This is a genomic window from Paenibacillus sp. H1-7 (assembly GCF_022354825.1).
Lineage (GTDB): Bacteria > Bacillota > Bacilli > Paenibacillales > NBRC-103111 > Paenibacillus_S.
On the sequence record NZ_CP031168.1, the window covers coordinates 5374351 to 5395737 of the forward strand.

General features: G+C 53.5%; 16 protein-coding genes. All 16 read right to left on the reverse strand.

Annotation, left to right across the window (positions count from 1 at the left end; translation table 11 throughout):
• Positions 1–22: 22 nt before the first annotated feature.
• Positions 23–1912, reverse strand: coding sequence for a hypothetical protein (locus DVH26_RS23525; RefSeq protein WP_239626038.1), 1890 nt, complete (start codon positions 1910–1912; stop codon positions 23–25).
• 4 nt (positions 1913–1916) lie between these two features.
• Positions 1917–2993, reverse strand: a complete 1077-nt coding sequence (locus tag DVH26_RS23530; protein WP_239626040.1) for a sialidase family protein — start codon at positions 2991–2993, stop codon at positions 1917–1919.
• A gap of 118 nt (positions 2994–3111) precedes the next feature.
• Positions 3112–3798, reverse strand: a complete 687-nt coding sequence (locus DVH26_RS23535; RefSeq protein WP_239626042.1) for a GntR family transcriptional regulator — start codon at positions 3796–3798, stop codon at positions 3112–3114.
• A gap of 54 nt (positions 3799–3852) precedes the next feature.
• Positions 3853–4761 carry a 4-hydroxy-tetrahydrodipicolinate synthase gene (dapA, locus tag DVH26_RS23540; protein WP_239626044.1) on the reverse strand — a complete coding sequence of 303 codons (909 nt, stop codon included), beginning with the start codon at positions 4759–4761 and terminating at the stop codon, positions 3853–3855.
• Positions 4762–4879: 118 nt separating this feature from the next.
• Entirely contained in the window at positions 4880–5833 is a 954-nt protein-coding gene (locus DVH26_RS23545; protein WP_239626046.1) for a D-2-hydroxyacid dehydrogenase, read from the reverse strand.
• A gap of 104 nt (positions 5834–5937) precedes the next feature.
• Positions 5938–7368, reverse strand: a complete 1431-nt coding sequence (locus tag DVH26_RS23550) for a four-carbon acid sugar kinase family protein (RefSeq protein ID WP_239626048.1) — start codon at positions 7366–7368, stop codon at positions 5938–5940.
• Positions 7369–7374: 6 nt separating this feature from the next.
• Positions 7375–8634 (reverse strand): ribulose-bisphosphate carboxylase large subunit family protein, encoded by a 1260-nt coding sequence (locus DVH26_RS23555; protein ID WP_239626051.1) that lies wholly within the window; start codon positions 8632–8634, stop codon positions 7375–7377.
• The gene (locus DVH26_RS23560) at positions 8631–9314 is read right to left on the reverse strand and encodes an aspartate/glutamate racemase family protein (protein WP_239626054.1); all 684 of its coding nucleotides are present in this window, start codon (positions 9312–9314) and stop codon (positions 8631–8633) included. Before DVH26_RS23560 ends, DVH26_RS23555 begins: the two co-directional genes overlap by 4 nt.
• 18 nt (positions 9315–9332) lie before the next feature.
• Positions 9333–11057, reverse strand: coding sequence for a hypothetical protein (locus DVH26_RS23565; protein WP_239626057.1), 1725 nt, complete (start codon positions 11055–11057; stop codon positions 9333–9335).
• Between the two features lie 66 nt (positions 11058–11123).
• On the reverse strand, positions 11124–13772 hold the full coding sequence (locus tag DVH26_RS23570; protein ID WP_239626059.1) for a glycoside hydrolase family 78 protein: 2649 nt from the start codon (positions 13770–13772) through the stop codon (positions 11124–11126).
• 19 nt (positions 13773–13791) lie between these two features.
• Positions 13792–15213 carry a DUF5060 domain-containing protein gene (locus DVH26_RS23575; RefSeq protein ID WP_239626061.1) on the reverse strand — a complete coding sequence of 474 codons (1422 nt, stop codon included), beginning with the start codon at positions 15211–15213 and terminating at the stop codon, positions 13792–13794.
• Positions 15210–16694 carry a DUF5605 domain-containing protein gene (locus tag DVH26_RS23580; RefSeq protein WP_239626063.1) on the reverse strand — a complete coding sequence of 495 codons (1485 nt, stop codon included), beginning with the start codon at positions 16692–16694 and terminating at the stop codon, positions 15210–15212. The genes DVH26_RS23575 and DVH26_RS23580 overlap by 4 nt, the downstream gene beginning before the upstream one ends.
• Positions 16695–16709: 15 nt before the next feature.
• On the reverse strand, positions 16710–17552 hold the full coding sequence (locus DVH26_RS23585) for a carbohydrate ABC transporter permease (RefSeq protein WP_239626065.1): 843 nt from the start codon (positions 17550–17552) through the stop codon (positions 16710–16712).
• On the reverse strand, positions 17553–18500 hold the full coding sequence (locus tag DVH26_RS23590; protein ID WP_239626067.1) for a carbohydrate ABC transporter permease: 948 nt from the start codon (positions 18498–18500) through the stop codon (positions 17553–17555).
• A 21-nt stretch (positions 18501–18521) separates the two neighbouring features.
• Positions 18522–19832, reverse strand: coding sequence for an ABC transporter substrate-binding protein (locus DVH26_RS23595; protein ID WP_239626069.1), 1311 nt, complete (start codon positions 19830–19832; stop codon positions 18522–18524).
• Between the two features lie 28 nt (positions 19833–19860).
• Complete coding sequence (glpK, locus tag DVH26_RS23600) at positions 19861–21378, reverse strand: glycerol kinase GlpK (RefSeq protein WP_239626071.1); 1518 nt, start codon at positions 21376–21378, stop codon at positions 19861–19863.
• Positions 21379–21387 lie beyond the last annotated feature (9 nt).

The following is a 21387-nucleotide window of genomic DNA, read 5'->3' on the forward strand; positions in this document are numbered from 1 at the left end:
TTATCTCTCCTTTGGTATTAAATTACTTCCAGACCGACCAGTCCTGCATGTGACGCAGCGTCTCAAGCCGAAATGCCGTTGGCCAAGCGACAAGCCATTCCGACACATCATAAGGCACACCCCAGCGGGTATGGTAAAAGCCTTCATCCTGGCTGCCGGCCGGACGAAGCTTCCCTAATACTTCCAAAGTACCGTCGGAAACTCCGATGGTTCCATTCACCCAAGCCGCTTTCGCGCGTTCAGTCCAAGCGGAATTTCCGGTTATTTCCCCGAGCTTCAGCCATTCGAGAACATAGTCGAGTGCGTAAGGGTCCATATGGTGATGCTGCGTTGAAACCGATGTGCCGCCGAACGTATCGTAAGCAAGCGCGTGGAGCGCACTGCGTTCCGGATACTGCACGGTATGGTGCCACTGCCAAGTAGCCAAATACCATGAAGCATGCTCCGCCCACTGCAGGTATTGATCGTTGTGCGTTGTTTCGTATAATGCTAACCCGGCTTTCAGAAGAGGAATCGCCGACTCTTTGTCAATGCAGTAAGTATCTAAAGCGCCGGCTGTCGTAAACCCTTCGTTAAGCAAATCCTGGATGTAATATGTGTAGCCTTTCTCAGCCGCCTCCAAATACTTCTTGTCGCGCGTCCGCCGGTATGCCTCAATCAGCGGCGGGATCAGTGAGCTGCCGATCGTTCCTTCAGGATCTACCGAAGCTCCCTGGTTACTCCACGCTTTACCTATTCTTCCTTCCGAGGTCTGGCAGCTAACGGCAAAATTGCAAATGCCCAAGGCGATCTCTTGGTATTCCGGCCTTGTCAGTCCGCACCGCTCGGCCAATTCGCAGGCTTCGAAGAAATTCATCGCAGCAGCTCCCAAATGGCAGGCGTCCTGTATTTCCCGGGCATCGGGCGCGCAGCTCAGCAAATAATCGAAATGGCAGCGAATCAGCCCGTTATCCAGACGCGCATATCGTGCCCAAGTATCTAAGGCGGCGATCCCTTTATCTAGCGAGCTGCTGTTGTTGTTTAACAAATAGTCGTACAAGAGCGAATTGGCCAGGGAAATATTTTGGCCTGTCCAGCCGATTTTATATCTCGATGTTTTCCGCTGCGCCCACTTCTCTCCGTTCCATTTTAAGCCTATGGAAAAGCCCTTGAAGATTCCGTCCTCAGCCCATAAGCTTTCCTTCGCGTAACGGACACCGAGCCCCCAAATGGTTTCCGGCGTGTGCCAAGCCTTTTGATCATGGAAGTTCAGCTTCCATGCGGTCCCCAGCATTTTGCTCCAGGAAGGTTGGGATTGGGAGGTTTTGGGCACAATAACTAAATAAGCGGTGAGCAGGTACTCCTTTTCCGGTTCGGCGATCCATTGTTCTTCATAATCGTCACCATACTTATCGCGGCTTGCATAAGTTGCCGGCGTTTCCCGAAGCGGCCAGATCAGCTGATGGACGGCAGACGTCTCCTTAGGTACAAGAGAGCAGGAAAATCCGATTTCACTTTGCTGCCCGAACAGTGCCACCGTCCATTCGGTACCTTCCGAGTAGGTAGCCCCTGCAACGGCCGCCCGATGGGATGCGAAGGTCCACGCTTTGCCTTCCTTTTGAAACCCCTTCGGCTCCAGCCCCTTGCCCCATTCATTTCCGTTATAAGTGACTGCCGGAATCATGGCATAAGCAGTCGGATAAGAGGTCTGAAATCCCATCATCAGCTGTTCGATCCGGACCGGTTCCCCTTGCGGGATCTTAATATAGCGCTTCCATTCAAATATGCCTGATTCGAGCTCCGTTATTTCATCGGAATACGGAATTCCGGACGGAATCTCCGACAGGAGCGACCCGATAGTTTCATCGCCATAATGTAGAAAATGATCATTCCATCGATATTTCGAACCCGGTATCGTTCTGACTGTAGTCATGCTGCTATTCCCCGCGCCCATCTTGCTTCACCCACTCTTCGGTTAGACGAACATACTTGATGGCTTTGCGCAAATAGGAATAAGCGATATGGATAGACCCGTCGCGAGCAGCCATGATCGAAGGATAAGAATAGCCGATCGGATGTACCCGATGCTCCTCATCGGCCGTTTGCACGTTCTTGAAATACGGCCATGTATTCCCGCCATCCTCCGAAACCGCCACCGTTAGCGGCGTTCTAAGCGCTTTCTTGCGAAACTCCCCGTTTCTCTCGATCCATCGGAATTGATCTCGCTCCATTGTCGAATCGTTAAATACGAGCGCAAGATGACCGTTATTCAGCTTGCATAATTGAATGGAGGAATTGTTATTAGGCAGGACGGTCTTCTCCGGAGCCGACCAGCTCCTTCCATGATCCTCGGAAATGCTCGTATAAATGCGGTCCGCATGACGGCTTCGGAATACGGCGAAGAGGGAGCCGTCCTTCCGCTCGACCACACTCATCTGCACCCGGTGCAAACTTCCGCTTACTTCGAATTCCTGCCAGCTGCGGCCTTCATCGGATGAAATGAGGACGACGCTGTAGTGCCCGCCGGTTTTGCAATAATATGCCGGAAGCAGCCAATCGCCGTTGCTTAGTACCACAATCGGCTGTCTTAGGAAGAGGCCGGGACCGTCGAACAAAACGACCGGGTCGCTCCAAGTATGGCCGCGATCCTCCGACTGGCGCAAAATCACCTTGGCGCTTTTTTGATCGTGCGGCTCATTGGATGTATGCAGCAGCCATACCTTTTTATCCGGTGCTTGAAACAAAACCGGGTTTTGCTCCGAATGCTCGGAGTCGGCGGACAGATCTACCGGTGTGCTCCATTGCTTGCTCCCTTCCGGAAGTCGGGAGACGACGATGTTCGTGTCCGGATTCCCTTCCCCGCTGCCTGAGAACCAGACGCACAGCAAGTCGCCGTTGTCCAGCTCGAGCAGGTTGGCGCAATGGCTGTCCGGTTCGTATAGAATAGGCAGCAGCGCTTCCTCAAGCTGAGGGTCTTTTGCAGATACAGACAATAAACCGTTAAACCTTTCCATAGGTGTCACCTGTCCTTTACGAGTTTATAAATATGGGCGATCGTTCGTATTTATTTTGCAAAAATGCTCCTATGTACCGAGACCGTTAAATGTTGTATATATGGGGAGTGAAAAAAAGCTATATCGTCCCCCCATGATCATTAATCACCTTCAGCAGTCTATTTTGCGAGTCTTCCAAGTGCAAACGGATGACTTTGCGGATTTCTTCAATGGTTCCGTTCTTCATGGCATCGATGATTTCTTCATGCTGCGCCTGTGCCGCTCTCGCCATATCCGGGGTAACAATGGAAGATTTCATCGTAATGTAACGGTAGTCCATCAGCTTCAAGTAAATATCGATATTTTTTTGATTTTGGCCGATTTTCATAAATTCGATATGAAAGGCCATGTTGAAATCCGCCGATAAATAGTCACGGACTTGATCCGCATCGATCAATTGCGAGGAACGAAGCAGTATATTCTCCATATTCGCAATCGCAGTTTGCCTTACGCCAGGATCCACATTCGCCAGCTTCTCGATCACCCAAAATTCGAGCATGAGCCGTGTATCCATAATGTCCATAATGTCCTGCGGGTTAATCGCTACGACGAACGTACCCACTTTGGACACGGTTTTCACAAGACCTTCCATTTCCAGGCGATTCAGCGCGTCGCGCACCGGGGTACGGCTAACGCCAAGCTTATCAGCCAAATCCGGGATCGAGATTTTTTCATTCGGAGTGAACTGGCGGCGTATAATTTGATTTTTCAATATGCTGTACGTTTTGTCCCATAGGTTGGATGTATCGATTTTTGGCAATTCCATCGTAGTTCACACCTTCTGTTTTATTGCAATTGTAATTCATTATACCTTATTTTCTCAAGAGATGCTCTCCGCATGAAGAAGGCCATTGTTAATGTAATTGTCAATTATGCGAACCAGCTCCGCTCTTTCGGTCCCGGTAATCGGGCTGACCGGCGAACGGGGAGGTCCGGCAGGAAATCCGATCAAATTCATCGCTTCTTTGAGTACGGACGGCAGCGTACCCAGCTGGAATGCGTTACGCAAGTCTCGGAGCACCCTCTGGCTGTTTTCGGCCTGATCATAGTTCCCTTGTTTCCAATGCTCATAGATGGAGACGACAGCTTCGGGGAATACGTTGGCGGTAGCTGCAATAGCCCCTTTTCCGCCTGCCATCAGCGTGGGAAGTATGAGAGAATCCGTACCGGCAAGCACCGAGAACTCCGGCCCCGACTGCTCAATATATTGCAGGATCGTATCAAAACTGCCGCTGCTGTCTTTAATGCCGACAATGTTGTCAATGGCCGCTAATTCCGCAACGGTTGCAGGCTTCAAATGGTTGCCCGTACGAGCGGGGATATTGTACAGAACGATCGGCAAGGAAGTTGCTTCGGCGATACGCCGGTAATGCCCGGACAATTCCTTTTGGGTGAACGTTAAGAAAAACGGTGTAATCACCGACAACGCATCGGCTCCGATGTCTTCCATCTTTCGGGCTAGCCGCACGGTCTCATCGGTCGAAATCTGCCCCACGCCAACGTATACCGGAACGCGCCCCTTCACTTCGTCTACAATGATCTCGGCTACCCGTACTTTTTCCTCAAAGGTCAGCGAAAAAAATTCTCCGTTGGTCCCGAGGCAAAACAGCCCGTGAGCGCCTGCTGCAAGCAGCTTGGTTACCAGATGCCGCAGTGCGGATTCGTTCAAATCCTGGTTGCTGTAAAACGGAGTAATCATAGCTGGTATGATCCCATTAGGTTGGAACATTGAATTCCCCTTTCAGTTTCGAAAAATGTAGTCTTATCCCTATCATATCGTATAATTAACATGTTGTATACAACATGTTTGATAATTTATTGCTTTTTTACTTTAAACTATCTCATTTTTAATACTGCTTTTCCAAATCAACCAGGTTTGCAGACAGCTCGCGCTCCTCGATATAATTCTGAAGATTTCGTGCAAAAATCTCAAAAGCCCGTTCGTTGTACACCGTCGTCAATCCTGCGTTATGCGGGGTTATGATCACTTGCTCCAGCTCCCACAACGGGTGATCTGCAGGAAGCGGCTCCTGTTCGAACACGTCCAGACCGGCGCCGGCGATGCAGCCCGATTTCAAAGCATCCAGAAGCGCCTCTGTATCCGCCGTTCCCCCTCGTCCCATGTTGATAAAATAAGCCGAAGGCTTCATTGCCTCAAACTCGGCCTTGCGGAACAAATGCCTCGTTTCGGTGGTTAACGGCAGCGTTACGATAACATAATCGCTCTCCGCCAATACTTCATGCAGCCCCTGCAGGTCATACATCCGATCCACAAAAGGAGACGGCTCTCCCGAACGCCGAACGCCAAGCACACGCATATGGAATGCCTTGGCCAGTCTGGCGGTTTCTTCACCGATCGCTCCTACCCCAATGATCCCCATCGTTATCCCGTGGATTTCGCCCAGGGATCCAGGATTGCTCCACTGCTTATTTATTTGCTTACGGATGGATACATGGAGCTTCCGCGTCAAAGAAAGCATCATCGCAAAGATCGTTTCCGATATCGGGTACGCATGCACACCGCTCACGCTGGTTAACAGCACTCCTTTATCGGCAAAAGCTTGAAGAGGCAGCCAATCGACTCCGGCTCCCCAGCATTGCACCCACCGGAGCTTCGCTTCCGGCAGCAGACATTCCTGTGCCGCCGTATCGTTCCATCCGGCCACGATTTCGGCATCCCGCAGATGAGGCTGCCAAAGCTCTTTCTCTTTGCCCTGGATAATGCGCCATCCCGGGGCTAATGAATCGAGTCTCTCCCTTTGTTCGGACGATAAGCCGTGCATAATGATCATCGTTCGCATGTATGTATGGTCACTCCCTTTCATCGCATCCGCACAGAAAGGCGTATGTCAGACGACACCTTCTTCTATCGTCTGCATGCGCCCCTCCTTTAAAATTAAATGAACTATTCAGTTGAAAGTGTGCCTGCACGAACATGCTCGAAGAAATTCTCGCTGCCGACTTGGCCTCCCTTCAACACCAGCTCCAAACCGTCGAACAGCGGCTCGTTGGAGTAAGCCCGGCATAATGGGCCGCCGGGCTCTAATGCAGCCTTGCATTCCAATGCATAGATCCCGAGCTCCCGCGTGACATATCCGGACGTATCCCCGCCGGCTATGACGATGCGCGTCAGGCCGGCCTCCGCAACCAATGCTTTGGCCAGCGCGCCCAGCTCGGAGCCAAGCAGACGGCTGCTCTCCTCGGCCTGCAGCCCTTGCGCTGCAAGCAGCTCCCGCAGCGAACCGATGCTCGCGTCCTGCGGGCCGGCGGCCGAGTACAGGATCACGCTGCGGCCTGCTTGCAGCAGCTCCAGCGTATCCTGCCGCAGCTTGGCCCGTGCCTGCGCCGCCTGCTCCGGCTTGAGCAGCTCCTCCACCGGTACGCGAAGCCCCGCGAACCCGGCCTGCATCGCCCGCTCGATCTGCTTCTCGGTCACCGGCGAGCAGCTTCCCGAGACGACAAGCAGCTTGTCGGCAGCTTCCGCCTTTGCTGCTGCAGCTTGAGCGGCCGGCAGGAGACCCTCCTGCCGCCATACGGCGCTCAGCGCATACTCGACTCCCGAGGAGCCGATGACGAACAAGCCTTCACCCCCTGCTGCTTCCTCCCAAATGAGTCGTCCCGCAGCCTCCAGCCGCTTGTCGTCAAGCACGTCAAACAGGACGAGCTCCGGCTGTTCTTCCTTTACTATCGTGTCCAGCCGCTGCCTTAAGGCATCGGGCTGCCCGTCCAGAGCCACAATATCGAGAAGCGACATTCGCATGCTGGTCTGCTGCCGCAAATGCGCCCGGAGGTCCGATTCCGCCATCGGCGTCACCGGATGCCTTGACATCGTAGGGTGGCGGTCCAGCCGGTACACTTCGCTGCCTGCCCCGGCATAGTGATGTCCGAACACGGTATATCGCCGCAAATAAGGCACGCCGACCAGCATCGGAATGAAGCGGCCCTGATCCGGTCCGCTGAATACTTCACGGCCGATTTCGGCCGCTTTGCCGATACTGCCGAGCTTCGGCGAAGAATCGAAGGTCGAGCATATTTTATAATGCACGACTGCTGCTCCCGCCGACCGGAGCGTTTCCAGTATAGGGCGAAGCTCTCCCTCCATCGCTTCCGGCGATAGGGAACGGCCGACTCCCGCTACGCCGAAGCAGTCCGCGTCGCGAAACGCCCCGTTCAGCAGCCCGGGCTCAGGCGGCTCCAGAAACAGGATCGTACGCAGACCGGCACGGAACAATGCCTCAAGAACGTCCGTCGAGCCTGTGAAATCGTCTCCGTAATAACACAGCAGCCGTTTTGGCATTCGGGCATCACCGGCAACAGCAGATCGGTCATCCGGCATGCTTATTCAGCCCCTCCCGTATTTCTGCATCGCTCCGGCCAGCTCCGGGTGCCGCACAGCGTATTCATGCAATGGGATGCCCCGCACAGCTGCCTCCCAGCCCTGTTTCATGCTTGCAAAGCCTGCCGCCGGACCATCCGGATGCGCCAGCATGCCGCCGCCGGCCAAGTGCATGACATCGACGGTCTTCGTAGCTTCGTACGTCGCCGGCGCTGTACCCGCCCATTGGGCCGACGATACGACCGGCATTGTGCCGTACCCGCCGAAGAGCGGTGCCGTGCAAGCTTGAATCGAGCGGACGACGGATTCGTCGGTTTCATAAAACTTGCTGTTCAGCCCGTTGACATGCAGCTGATCTGCGCCCGCCAAACGGCACAGCTTCTGGTACGCTGTGAATTCGATGCCCAGCTGCGGGCAGCGGGTGAGCATCCCCCACTGGTTGCGGTGGCCGTGAATCGGCACCTCGCTGTACCGGTTCAAGGCGGCGAGTCCCGGCAGCCCGATGCTCAGGATGCTTACCATCACACAGGTGCCGCCCGCTTGCACGACCAGATCGTGATTGCGGCGCAGCTCATCATATTCTCCCGTGATATTGAAAGCGTACATCAGCTTGCGCCCGGTTGTCTCCGCAGCGCGATGCACCGCATCCATGACGGCCGCTACCTTTTGCTTGAGCGGCGCATAAGGCGGATTGGCGTTCAGCTCGTCGTCCTTGATGAAATCGAGGCCTGACAGTGCCAGCTTGTATACAAGGTCAGCCAGCTCATCCGTCGCCAGGCCGATACTCGGCTTCACGATCGTGCCCAAGATCGGCCGGTCATACACGTTCGTCAGCTTTCGCGTTCCCTCGATACCGAATTTCGGACCGGGATACTTGGCCGCGAATGCCTCCGGCAGCTCCAGATCCAGCAGACGGAGCCCGGACAGCTCTTGCAGCTCATATAAGTTTCCAGCTACGGCAGACAGAAGATTCGGTATGGAAGGACCGAAATTGTGCAGCGGAAACGATAGGGTGACACGGCCCCGGCGGTACTGTCCGTCGTGCCCTACAGGCGTTTTCGCGCCGGGCAATGAAGGACGATCCGTCTCGTCGAGGGGCTCGATACGTTCTACTCTGGCGCCATGCGCAGCCTTAAGCGCGTCGGTCTCCCCCGGAACGGCGGTAAAGGTGCCGGTTGACTGTTCCCCGGCAATCACAGCCGCCGCATGCTCCAGGGAATAGGCCGTTTCCACGTAATAGACGGCGGTGACTCGGTCCAGACTCATAGCTTAACTCCTCCGGCCGCGTCCAACTGCTCAAGCACCGCTTTCACTTGCTCTACTCCAAGCCGTGGAGAAGAGAGTACCGGCTTGCCCGTAGCGTCGGCCAGCGTCTTCTCCATCCGGGCCATCGAGCCTTGAGCCAATACGATGGCGTCGGCTTCGCCGGCTGTCCGTTTGGCCGTCTCCAGCAGGATCCGGTCATGCTCATCCGGCCGGCCGGACACCAGAGCGTCGAACGCTCCCTCGGCCAATCCGTTCACAAGCTGCACCTGCCGGCCGCACGCATCCGCATGCTTGCGGATCAGCCGCATAGTCGGCTCCAGAGTTGACGGAAGCGTTGCCAGCACGGCAATCCGCTCATACCGGTTTACCGCTTGCTCAGCCATCGCTTCGTCGATCTTCACAATCGGCACGCTGATGAGACTCCGCGCTGCATCCGCTACTTCTCCCACAGAGGAGCAAGTGTTCAAAATAACGTCCGCACCGATCTCCTCTCCATGATGATAATACTGCACCAGTCTGCGCGAGACGGCGGGAGGGACGTGCCCCGCCCGAACCACGTCACCGATCAAGCTATCATCGATGATATTCACCAGACGGCAGTCCGGCAGCAGCTCCTGGAACACCGCTTTCAACGGTTCGGACAAGCCCTGGCCGGTATATACGGCAACGACCGTTTTCATAAGCTCATTCTCCCTTCGTTACCACACGAACTCTTTGTCCAGCCTCCGGTAGCCGCCTTCGCGCATCGGAGCGGTATCGTATACCTTTCGTCCGCTGTATAGCGGCTTCTTCTTCCCCTGAGGCGTGATGCCGACCACATCGTCGCCACGCCATTCTGTCTCGAACGTCTGTCCTACGGCGTTCTCGATCGTCTTGCGGAAGCTGAGCGGGAATGTGACGGTAATTTTCTCACCGGCATAAGCCGCGCCAAGCAGCAGAAACTGCTTATTCACCCAGCGGCTCGACTCCCTTCCGCTGCCTTCTATCACTTCCTGGTTCCGTTCCCGGACGAATTTGATCTTCGTATACCCTGCCCACTCCGGAATCCGGATTTGCAGGCGCTGCACATCCGTATGTACATCAAGCACCACTTTGCCTTCATGCGGCAAATAGCTGCTGACGTCCAGCCATTTGGAGCCGCGATTGAGCAGGAAGTTCACGCTGACCGTGCCGTCTTTCTCCGTAATCGTGTTGCTCCAGCCCATGAACAGACCGCGGGTACCTGAACCGAGACAGCAAATCTGCAAATCGCTTGTATGGCCGCGCCCTTCGTTCACGTCACAGACGAAATCGTTCGGTGCCGAATATCCGGCGAAGGAGCCTCGTGTACGCTCGGCAACTTTGTAGAATGTCTTATGACACGGAGTATCGTTCGACTTATCGTCCGTCTGCTCCACCCAGCTCAGATCGAGCAGCTGGGATTCCGCCAGATGGTTGCGCAGGAACCGTTCAACGATCCCCCAATACTCGACGTAGCCGCTTTTTGCCAGTGTAATGCCGGTCGCGATCAGGTCAACCAGAGAGCACGTCTCATGCTCGTACGCCTGCTCGTGGAGGTCGCCGGGCGTCCAGCCGAACGCCGTACATTTAGTCAGCGCCCAATCGTAGCTTTTCTTGACCCAGGCAATCATCGCTGCGTTGCCCGTAAATACCCCGAAACGCGCGATCGCGTCGAGCGTTCCGATGCGGGTATGGAAATGGCCGCTCCGGTAAGCCAGCGAATCGTTAAAGCTGCCGTCCTTGTTAAATACGCCGCTGCGCTCCATGATGAGTGCGGTAAAAAACTCGCACAGCTCATATGCATCCTGGCTGCCGGTCAGCTCATGGTATTTCAGCAGCGGCATGACTAACCGCCCGCAGAATGCAGCCGGATCGGGAGCCAGCCTCAGCTGAATCCCGTTAGCCGAAGGCCATCCGGTCTCTTTGTATTCCGAAGCCGGGTAATACCAGACATCCCGCTCCTTCACCGCGATGCGCTTCAACGCAGCCACATGCCGATCCGCCGCCTCCTTCACCTTCACATCGCGAGTTTCCATGTACCAGGTCGTCAGCGATAAAATAACGGCCCGCTGGTCGATCAGATTCGCATTGGGCTCCCAATTTTGCGTCGGGTTGATTTGGCGGTAGCTCATTCCGTCTTCCTTGAAAAAGGAAAGCAGATTGGCGCGGTACCGTTCCTCCACATCCTCTCCGAACGTCTCTCCGGACATATGGCGGGCAAGAATCAGACCGTCGATCATCCGTCCGTGGGATGAGCCGTAATCCCAATCGCCATGCGTCATAAAAGCCGGCTTGTGCATCAGATCGGCGGCGAAGAATGGAATATATTGATGGTCGCGGTCTGCCATTCCTATCATCGCATTAATCGCATGTGCCGCCCGTTCTTCAAGCATCAGCGTATCGGGAATGAATCGTGTTGCCATTGGATCTCCTCCTATGAACCGGCGCTGACGATCTGGACAGATTCATGCCGATCGTCAGCACCCTTTTCATTTGTTTAATGAACTTACAAACTCATATTGTCCCGAGCCGACAACGTACCTGTGCTTGCCCTGCTCTTCGCCAAGCTTCTCCGCACCTTCCGGCACTTGAACGGGTTGACCCGGCAAATGTACGGCAGCCGTAGTATTAACCGGAACGGTGATGCTGAGGGCAAAGCGGCCGTTATCGACACGCCAAGACGAACCTATTGTGCCGTAGCTGCTTTCATATTGCGCTTTAACATACGTTAGCTTGCCTCCCGGACAAGGCTTGATAACCAAATGCTTAAAGCCCGGCTGCTCGGGATCGGCATCGATTCCCGCCATATACCGGTACATCCATTCGCCTACCGATCCGAGAGAATAATGGTTGAACGAGTTCATGCCGGGATTTTGGAAGCCCGAATGATCGGTCCATCCGTCCCAGCGTTCCCATATGGTAGTCGCTCCGTGCTTGACCGAATACAGCCAAGATGGAAACGTATCTTTATGAAGCAAGTCGTAGGCCAGCTCTTCCAAGCCGTTTTCCGTCAAGGCCGGAAGCAGGTAGCCTACGCCGAGAAAGCCTGTCGACAAATGACCTCCGTTGCTTTGGATCAGCTGCTCCAGCCTGCGAATCGCCGACGATTTTTGATCATCGGGCAGCAATCCGAAATAGAGAGCCAGCACATAGACCGTCTGGGTATCCCCTTTAATGATTCCGTTCTCGTCCATAAACTCGCGCACAAAAGCTTCGCGTATCCTTCCGTACTGCTCCGAATAGCTGCAGGCGTCTTCCTCGCGACCGAGCACACCGGCAATTCGGGAGAACAATAGCGTGCTGTAGGCAAAGTAAGCTGTCGCCAAAACATCGTTAGGCGTATCGGCATTAATCGATAGCCAGTCGCCGTAATTGGCGTAATCGGGTCTGACCAGTCGGCTGCTGTTGGCTTTCAAATAGTCGACCCAGCGCTTCATGGCATCGTAATTTTCTTCCAATATCGACCGGTCTTCATACATCAGATACAGCGTCCATGGAATAATTACGCCTGCATCCCCCCAGCCCGAGTTGTCGGGAGCAAACCATTGGACATGCTCCTGCTTCCACTCGAACCATCCGGCATCGGGAGCGACATCCGGGAAAGCGCCCGCTTCCGTCTGGGCATCCGTCATATCCGCCATAAACTTGGTAAAGAATCGGGACACATCCATATTATAGGAAGCCGTACGAATGAAAATTTGTGCGTCTCCGGTCCAGCCGAGCCGTTCATCCCTTTGGGGGCAATCGGTAGGCACGCTGAGATAATTTCCTCGCTGCCCCCATCGAATATTGCTGATCAATTGATTAATCATCGGATCCGACGTTTCGATCGAGCCGGAATGAGGGGTATCGGAATGAACAACCTGTCCGGTTACGCTTTCCAGGGTTGGCTCCTCAGTCAGCCCTTCAACCTCTACGTAACGGAAGCCGTGAAAAGTAAAATGAGGCTCCAGCGTTTCCAATCCGTTCCCTTTTAAAATGTACGTATCTTTTTGCTCGGCTTTACGCAAATTGACCGTATACAGGTTGTCGTCGTCCTCCAGCATTTCCGCATGGCGAACGGTAATACGGGTTCCGGCCGGACCGCTGGTCTGCAGCTTGACCCACCCCACCATATTTTGACCCAAATCGAAAAGATAGCTGCCGCGTTCGGAACGCCATACTTTCACCGGCTTGAGCGATTCGGTGATGCGGACGGGAGGATCGATCTGCGATACCAGCCTCCCGCCGTAACGCGGAAGCTGCTCTGCACGCTGCCAATGGGAAGCAGCTTCGTCAAAGCCCGGCTCGTTCCAGCCCGGCCACTCCAATCCAGCGTCGTACCATTCACCCATCAGCATGTCGGAATACTGGATGGGGCCGGAATTCATCGTCCAGCTCCGATCGGAGCTGATGAGATCTGTGGTCCCATCCTCGTATTCCAACTGCAGCTGCGATAACAATGCAGGACTAATTCCATATCGGTGTCTGCCCATCATGCCGACATGCCCGGAGTACCATCCCGTTCCCAGAACAGCCCCTAATGCGTTGCCCCCAGCTTGAACCAGCCCAGTCACATCATAGGTCTGGTATTGAGTCCGTACGGCATAATCCGTCCAGCCCGGAGCGAAATAGTGGTCGCCAACTCGAGACCCATTCAGATACATCTCGTAGACGCCAAGCGCGGTGCTATACAAGACCGCTCTCTTGATCGGACGATCAATCGCAAATTCCTTGCGCAGGTAGAGTCCCGGAGGAAGCTCGAGAGCCGGGTCCACGGTTTTGCCGATCCATTCTCCCTTCCACTCGTCTTGGCCCAGTAATCCCATCGAAAAGCTGGCGACAGGACTCCAATCGGAAGGAACACCGTTTCGGTCCCACACTTGTACTTTCCAGCAATACGCTGCGGCTGACTGCAAAGGAGCGCCGGCATAACGGATTTGCACCGAACGATCGGATGTTATTTTTCCGCTATCCCAAAGATCGCCTATGTCCTGCTGCAGCCCCTCTACTGCCGAAGCGACCATGATCCGATAGGCGGACTGCCGCTCGGAGCGCCGATTAGAATCCAATACCCAGCTGAAACGCGGCTGCCGCGTCTCCAAGCCTAAGGGCTGCTCCATTGAGTCAACCCGCAGGCGGCTAATTACGATACTCATGTTTCACCTTCCTTGTCTTCTATACGCGAGTTAACCGCAGGGCGGCATACGATTTGCCGGTCAACGGGATTTGGCATGGTCCGCTGTAGGTTCCCGGCAATCGCTCCCTATGCATTTCCCATGTGTCGATAAGCTCGGCATAATACTCTCTGTCTGCCGGCAGGTCCAGCTCCCAGTAAGCCGGACGGCTGATTCCGAAATATAGCCAATAGCAGTCTCTCGCAGACCCGGTGTTCCACAAATCAGCTTGATGTTCTTCCATTAATTCTCGCAGGAAGGCAATTCGCGACGGACTTTCCCCTGCAAGCTTGCCACCGCTCGATATCCACGAGCTGTCTCCGACAAACGCTTCGCCATGGGCGGCATAGCCGCCTCGAACCATGCATTCCCAGAAACGGCGAACGAGCTCCTCACCGGAAATATTTCCCCACCTTCTGGGCGCGTTGCCCTCATAGCAGCATTCATCTACAACGACAGGCTTGGGACACATCTCCAACCAGTTGGTTGTTAAGCTTGTTTCCCAATGCTGAATACTTTGGTGTGTCACCCAAGGCTTGGTGTAATCGTACATCGACGTTCTGCTGTAATCGTACATCTTGGTTCCGTTATGGATCGAACGTAAATGGCCGTACGGATCGTGACGCTGCACGAATTGAAGCAACCGGTCCCAATCCGCCGTAGTTTTGTGAACATTAAAATCAAATTCGTTGGCAAGCGACCACCATACATTTCGATACGACGCCAGCCGGGCAATCACATATCTCAAATACAACTCTTCTGTTTCCGGGTCCAGCTTTTGAAATCCCCACACGTTCTGATCATAAGGATGAAATAAAATTAGGTCCGCTTCGATTCCGAGTCTCTGCAAATCTTCAACCCGCCGCTCAAAATGGGCAAAAAAGTCCGGATTAAAGCGCTGTGTATCCACTCCGGACGACAAGTTCCCTGCAAAAGCAAGCGATGGAGGATCCATGGTTCCGGTAGGTAAAATAATCATTCGGACCTTATTGAAGGACGAATCGGACAGATCGGCTAATGTCGACTGCTCTCGTTCTTCGTTCCCATGGTGCACCCAATGATACAATGTGGTTCCAAAAGGTAAATATGGCGTGCCGTCCTCATAGACAAACCGGTATTTGTCTTTCACATGCACAGGACCATGGTTCCCGGCGGAAGGCGCCCTTACTTGAAGCTCTCCATGAATGCCGTCCAGCTCGGCATGATTGCTATATGTCGTATAGGACCACGTTCCTTCGGTATCAGGCATAAACCGCAGCTTATACGTAGTGCCGCCGTCATAGAAGCCGTCAACAGCGATGACCCGGTTGCGCAGCCTGAATTCCGCCCGCAACGAAACGTCCACGAATGGATTTTCCGTCTCGGGTCCTTGAAACACAGCTTCAAACCGGCCCCACCGTTCTACACTATCCATTGCGCTCATCGGACTGTCCCTCCCTTCCGGCTTTGCTGGTGTTCGATTTGTTGGATAAAGTTTTCGTCGGCTTCCGCATTTTGAATCAGCTGATCTATGTTTGGGTCCGGATTTGCAGCGATGGCTTCCATCCCGGCATCGGACATGTCCGTTCTGCGAATACGCAATGCGTGATACAAACGAGACGGCAGAGGTACGGCGAATTCTGCCCCGAAGGTTTCAGGCATGGGGGTTATAGTCATATTCCATACATCGATAACATCCGCCGTATAGGTGCCTTCCGGCAGACGAAACCGTTTGGACGGGAATCGGTGTATCCCGTAGTATTGAAGATAATACACGCCGTCGCGTCCTATCGCAGCCGCATCATACAATTCCGGCATCGTGCGCAGACCGGCTGGCGCCTCCTCCAAGATTTCCCGTAAAAAAGCGATTCGGGCCGCTGCCTCACCTGACAAAGCTCCTCCGTGAGTCAGCCAGGCCTCGCCCTCGCTTCCGCTGCGGATGTACATCTCGCCATGTCCGGCATAGCCCTTCCTGCATACGCTGGCCCAAATCCGGTTGACTAATTCTTCGGCGGGCAAGCTTCCTTCGAGACTCGGCCAATCCCCTTCACTTCCGCAATGATCGATAATGACAGGCTTCCGGTGCAGCGCACTTATCCGGGACAGCTGACTTGGGTCAAAGTACTGCAAGCTGACATGAGTGATAGAGCTGTCTCCGAAATCAGCAATCGGATTCGAGCTGCAGATAGTGGACAGATGGCCGTATGTGTCCAGTTCTCGAATGAACTTCAAGTATTGTTTGGCCGTCGATGAAATCTCAGCGTTTGGGCCGTCATCAGCCGTTGTCAATGACCACCACACATTGCGAAACGCGGAGAAACGAGAGATAGCTTGGTGCAGCAATGCCTGCGAGTCTCCCCCGCTGCCGCTGCAATCCAGCAAGATTTCGGCTTCAATTCCTCTCTGCAGCAGCTTCGCAATCATTTCCTCCAGCAATTCCAGCTCGTCGATTCCCGAGCCGGCGTCTATGCGGAAGCGCGCCTTATTGAATGGGGACTGAGCCAGCGTCTCCAATGTCTGATCGGCGTACTCCCGCCGATAACCGTACCAGCATGACGTTCCAAACGGATAAAAAGGAGTACCGTCAGCGTAGGCAAAATGTTCTTCGTCTGCAGCACGAACAGGCCCATGATTACCCGGTCCGGGCGCTGTGCAATACAGCCGTCCGCTGTAAACGTTTTCTTTCTCCTTGTTTAAGCGGCTTATTTGCAGCGAATAGCTCCATTCGCCTTCTTCGTCGGGCATGAATCGCACACGTGCTTTTCCGTCGTTGTCGTGGAAAGGAAATGCTTCTATAACCCGATTGCCCTTGCAGAATACGGCTTTTACTTGGTCCACCGGACTTGTTTCTGTTAAATCCCCCAATTCGTCTGGCAGGCTAAGCTCGAATCTATTCCAGCATTCGACCTGAATGAGCTCCTTCATTTCTATTCACCTTCTTTATCCTTTAATGCCCGAGGTTGAAATTCCCTCGACAAAATATTTTTGACAACTGAAGAAAATAATCAAGCTGGGAATAAGCGACAGCACGGACATTGCAAAGAGCACTCCCCAGGAGGAATCCCCTGACGAATCCATAAACAGCCTCAAGCCTAGCGGAATCGTATATAAGCTCGCCGTATTGATGTAAAGCAGCTGACTGAAGAAATCGTCCCATGTCCAAATAAAAGTAAATATCGCCGTTGTTATCAGGGCCGGCAGCGCCAGCGGCATCACGATTTTCCAATAAATTTGCGCTTTGCTGCAGCCGTCAATGGTCGCAGATTCGTCCAGCTCCTTGGGCAGCCCCCTAATAAATTGTACCATCAGGAAGATGAAAAAAGCATCGGTTGCGAGCCATTTGGGTACGGTTAACGGATAATACGTATCAATCCAGTTCAGCTGCTTGAACAAAATGTATTGAGGAATAATCGTCACATGATGCGGCAGCATGATTGTAACTAGCATAACAGCAAACCAAAGCTTCTTCCAGGAAAATTCCAGCCTGCCGAATGCATAGGCGGCCATCGAGCATGACAACAAGTTCCCGGCGACACATAATGCAGCTATGATAAAGGAATTGGTGAAAAAGGTAGAGAAGCTTACCCGGGCAATTCCCGCCCAGCCCTTAATATAATTGTCGAACGTCACTTCCTTGGGCCATAAGCTCAAATCGGTAAATATTAAATGGGCCGGCTTCATCGAGCTCGATAGGAGCCATAAGATCGGGTACAGCATGAATACTCCGAGGCCGAGGATCACTGCATGGATCAGCAGCTTGTTCATTTCACGATACTGAGCCATTTATTTCCCCCCGTCCCCATAATGCACCCAATACTTGGATGAAAAAAAGATGATTGCCGTAAATATACCGATAATCACGAGCAGTACCCACGCCATGGCAGAAGCATAGCCCATTTCATAGAAGCTGAACCCCTTCATATACAAGTACAAGGTGTAAAACAAGGTCGAATCCATCGGTCCGCCGGTGCCCCCACTGATGATAAAGGACTGTGTGAATGCCTGAAAGGCGCTGATGAGCTGAATGACCAGATTGAAGAAAATAACCGGTGTTAGCAGCGGAAGAGTAATATATACAAACTGCTTCCATTTGCTGGCTCCGTCTACCTGTGAAGCTTCGTAAAAGTCCTGCGGAATTTGCTTCAGTCCGGCCAGGAAAATGATCATCGAGGAACCGAACTGCCATACGGATAAGGCGACAATGGAATAGAGAGCATATTTCGGGTTCGCAATCCAATCCGGTGCTTCAATGCCGAAGCTGAGCAAAAATTGGTTGACCACCCCTGAGCCGCCGAAAATTTTGCGCCATAATACGGCAATCGCTACGCTGCCGCCAAGCAGCGTCGGAAGGTAATAGAGTGTCCGATAAAAACCAAGCCCCCGTAATCCCTTGTTCATTAAGGCTGCAACTAGTAAAGCGAACGCCAGCTTTAACGGAACGGATGCGAATACATAAATTACAGTAACCTTCAAGGAAGTATAGAATCTGGGATCCGCGGTAAACATCGTTCTGTAATTGTCAAAGCCGATAAATTCGGGTGGCGAGATGACATCAAATTTCGTTAACGAATAATAGAAGGAATTAATCATGGGTCCTACGGTTAAAGCAAACAAACCAATGAACCAGGGGAGTAAAAACAAGTAAGCGACAGCATTCTTCTTCCATAAGTTTACGAAATATTTGCCGACGGATTGTGATTTAAGGGGTTTCACGGCTGATACCTGGTTCATATTCCCACTCCTTAAGATGCCTTATTTATTAACGGCCCTTTCGGCTGCACCGAGAAGCTCTTGCGCTCCATCCGCAATATTTTGCTTACCAAAAGCTATCTTTTGGCTTATGTTCACTTGGGACGTATCGAATTCCTTGGCATTCGGCATTTCACGGTCGAGAACTCGGGAATTTTGGGCTGCAAGATCGATATAATCGTATACTTTTTTATCGATTGGGCTTGCTTTCGCTTTCAATGCTTCACGTACCTTGGAAGAACCCGGTACCCCGCGCTCGCTGCCAAGGATCATGGTAGCCTCCGGATCGTTAACCATGAAGCTGATGAACATAGCCGCTTCCTTAGGATTTTTGGTCGATGAGTTAACCGACAAAAACTGGCTCGGCTGCAGCCACAAGCCCTGTGCCGCTCCCTGCCCTCCAGTCGGCGGAAGCGTGATGCTGACTTCGTCCTTCATTGCTTTTTGGTAAGCGTTAAGCTGGTTCGACCAAATCAAGTGAAGCGCCGTTTTGCCTTCCACAAAGGAGGAATTATCCGGATTTTCCGTATAAGCCGTCGTCACTTCCGCAGGCGGAATACTTGCGGCTTTACGGTAGTTATCCCAGGTGGTGAACCACTTTACGATCTCCTCTTTGCCTAATCCTACTTTGCCGTCCGCATACAATGTCTTGTTGCTTTGACGCGCCATATAGTTCAAGAACAACATCTGTCTGGATTCGTCTACGGAGCCGTAGAATCCTTTACCCAGCGCTTTCGTCAAGTCCGCAGCGTACTTCCCGTACTCTTCCCAGGTCCACTTGCCTGTCGGGGGCTGAAGTCCGGCTTTCTTCACAAGCTCCGTATTATAAGCGATGCCAAAAGCGTTCGATCCAAGGCTAATTCCATACAGCTTGCCGTCCAGCATACCCGAATCTACGGTAGCCTGATCAAAGTCGGCAACATTAATTTCTTTGCCTAGATACGGTTTAAGATCCAGCAGCGTGTTGCGCTTTACATATTCGGGATAGTTATTGCCGAGCTGAATCAAATCCGGAGCATTGCCTCCGGCAATTTGTGTATTTAATTTGTCCCAATATCCGTCGCTGCCCAAATATTCACCGTTAATTTTAATATTCGGATGTTGTTTTTCGAACAGCTCGATAACCTTGAGGGTCGCATCATGACGAATCTGCGATCCCCACCAGGTCATCCGTAGCTCTACTTTTTTGTCGGAAGAAGATGTTGCAGTACCGCCGGCTTCGGGCGATGCCGATCGGCCTCCCGGCGTGCAGGAGGAAAGAAGCGATGCTATTGTGACGATCGAAACAAGCGCTGTCATTTTTCTCATCTTCATTTCGATAACCCCTCGTTCTGTTATTTTGTTATAGGTTATTCCATCTTTCCGCTGTCCCGCTGCTCAAGACCGATGCGACTGCACGCTTCCATCCGTTGTAGTTTCGTTCTCGCTCCGCTTCTTCCATATGCGGCTCATATCGGCGGTAAGCTTGCTGGCGGTTCGCGATATCATCTGTCGATGACCAGAAACCAATGCGGAGTCCTCCCATATAAACCGATCCGAGTGCGGACAGCTCGGCTACCTCCGATTTGACGACCTGGATATTGAGCATATCCGCCTGAAATTGCATCAAGGTCTCATTATCGGACGCGCCGCCGTCGGCCCGCAGCTCAGCTAGTGGCGTCCCTGTCACGGACTCCATCAGCCTCACTGCATCGCGCACTTGGTATACGATGGATTCCAAAGCCGCACGAATGATGTGGGCTTTGCCGCTCCCCCGGTTCATGCCCGTTATGGACGCTCTGGCATAGGGATCCCAATAGGGTGCTCCGAGGCCGACAAAGGCGGGAACCAAGTAAACGCCTCCATTGTCAGGCGCGTTAAGGAGCACACGTTCCATCTCCTCGAAGGTGGAGAATAATCCGAGCTGAGCGCGCACCCACTTGATGCTGTCGCCGGAAGTCCGGATGACCGCCTCGATCGCATAGGTCACTTGACCGCCCATTCCCCAGGCGATGGCTGCGACTAGCCCATTTTCGGCATCCGGCGCCTTCTCCCCTACGTTCATCAGTACGGAGGTTCCCGTGCCGTAGGTCGCTTTGGCCATTCCGGCCGTGAAGCAATGGTTGCCGAACATCGCTGCCTGGGAATCGCCGATGATGCCTGTAACCGGAATGCGTTGCCCGAACACGCCTGCTTCCTCTGTATATCCGAACACCTCGTCGGAGCCCTTCACTTCGGGCAGCAGCTCGAACGGTATGCCGAATAACGAGCACAGCTCTTCGTCCCACGCCAAGGTGTGAATGTTGAAGAGAGACGTTCGGCTTGCATTCGTGTAGTCGGTAGCGTGAACCTTGCCGCCCGTCAAATTCCAGAGCAGCCAGCTGTCGATCGTTCCGGCGAGCAGCTTGCCTTCCTCCAGCTTGGTCCGCGCCCCTTCCGCGTTATCCAGCATCCATTCCCATTTGGCGGCCGAGAAATAAGGATCGAGCAGCAGCCCGCTTTTGGCCCGTACCGTCTCTTCGTGTCCTTCAGCCTTCAGCGCTGCGCACCTGTCCGCCGTCCGCTGGCATTGCCACACGATCGCCGGATAAACCGGCAGACCTGTTGTCCGATCCCAGAGGACGGCCGTTTCCCGCTGGTTGGTGATCGTCAGGGCAGCGAGCTGCCCGGGCTCGATCCCGGCGGACTCCAGCACGCTTATCGCTGTCTCCTCAACATTGTAGTAAATTTCCAGCGGATCGTGCTCCACCCATCCATCGCGCGGATAGTACTGCTTATGCTCCAGCATGCTGCGGGCGACGACACTTCCGTTCCGATCGACAAGCAGCGCTTTCGTACCGGATGTGCTTTGATCGATGGCCAATATATAATCCTTCGTCATATGAGCAGC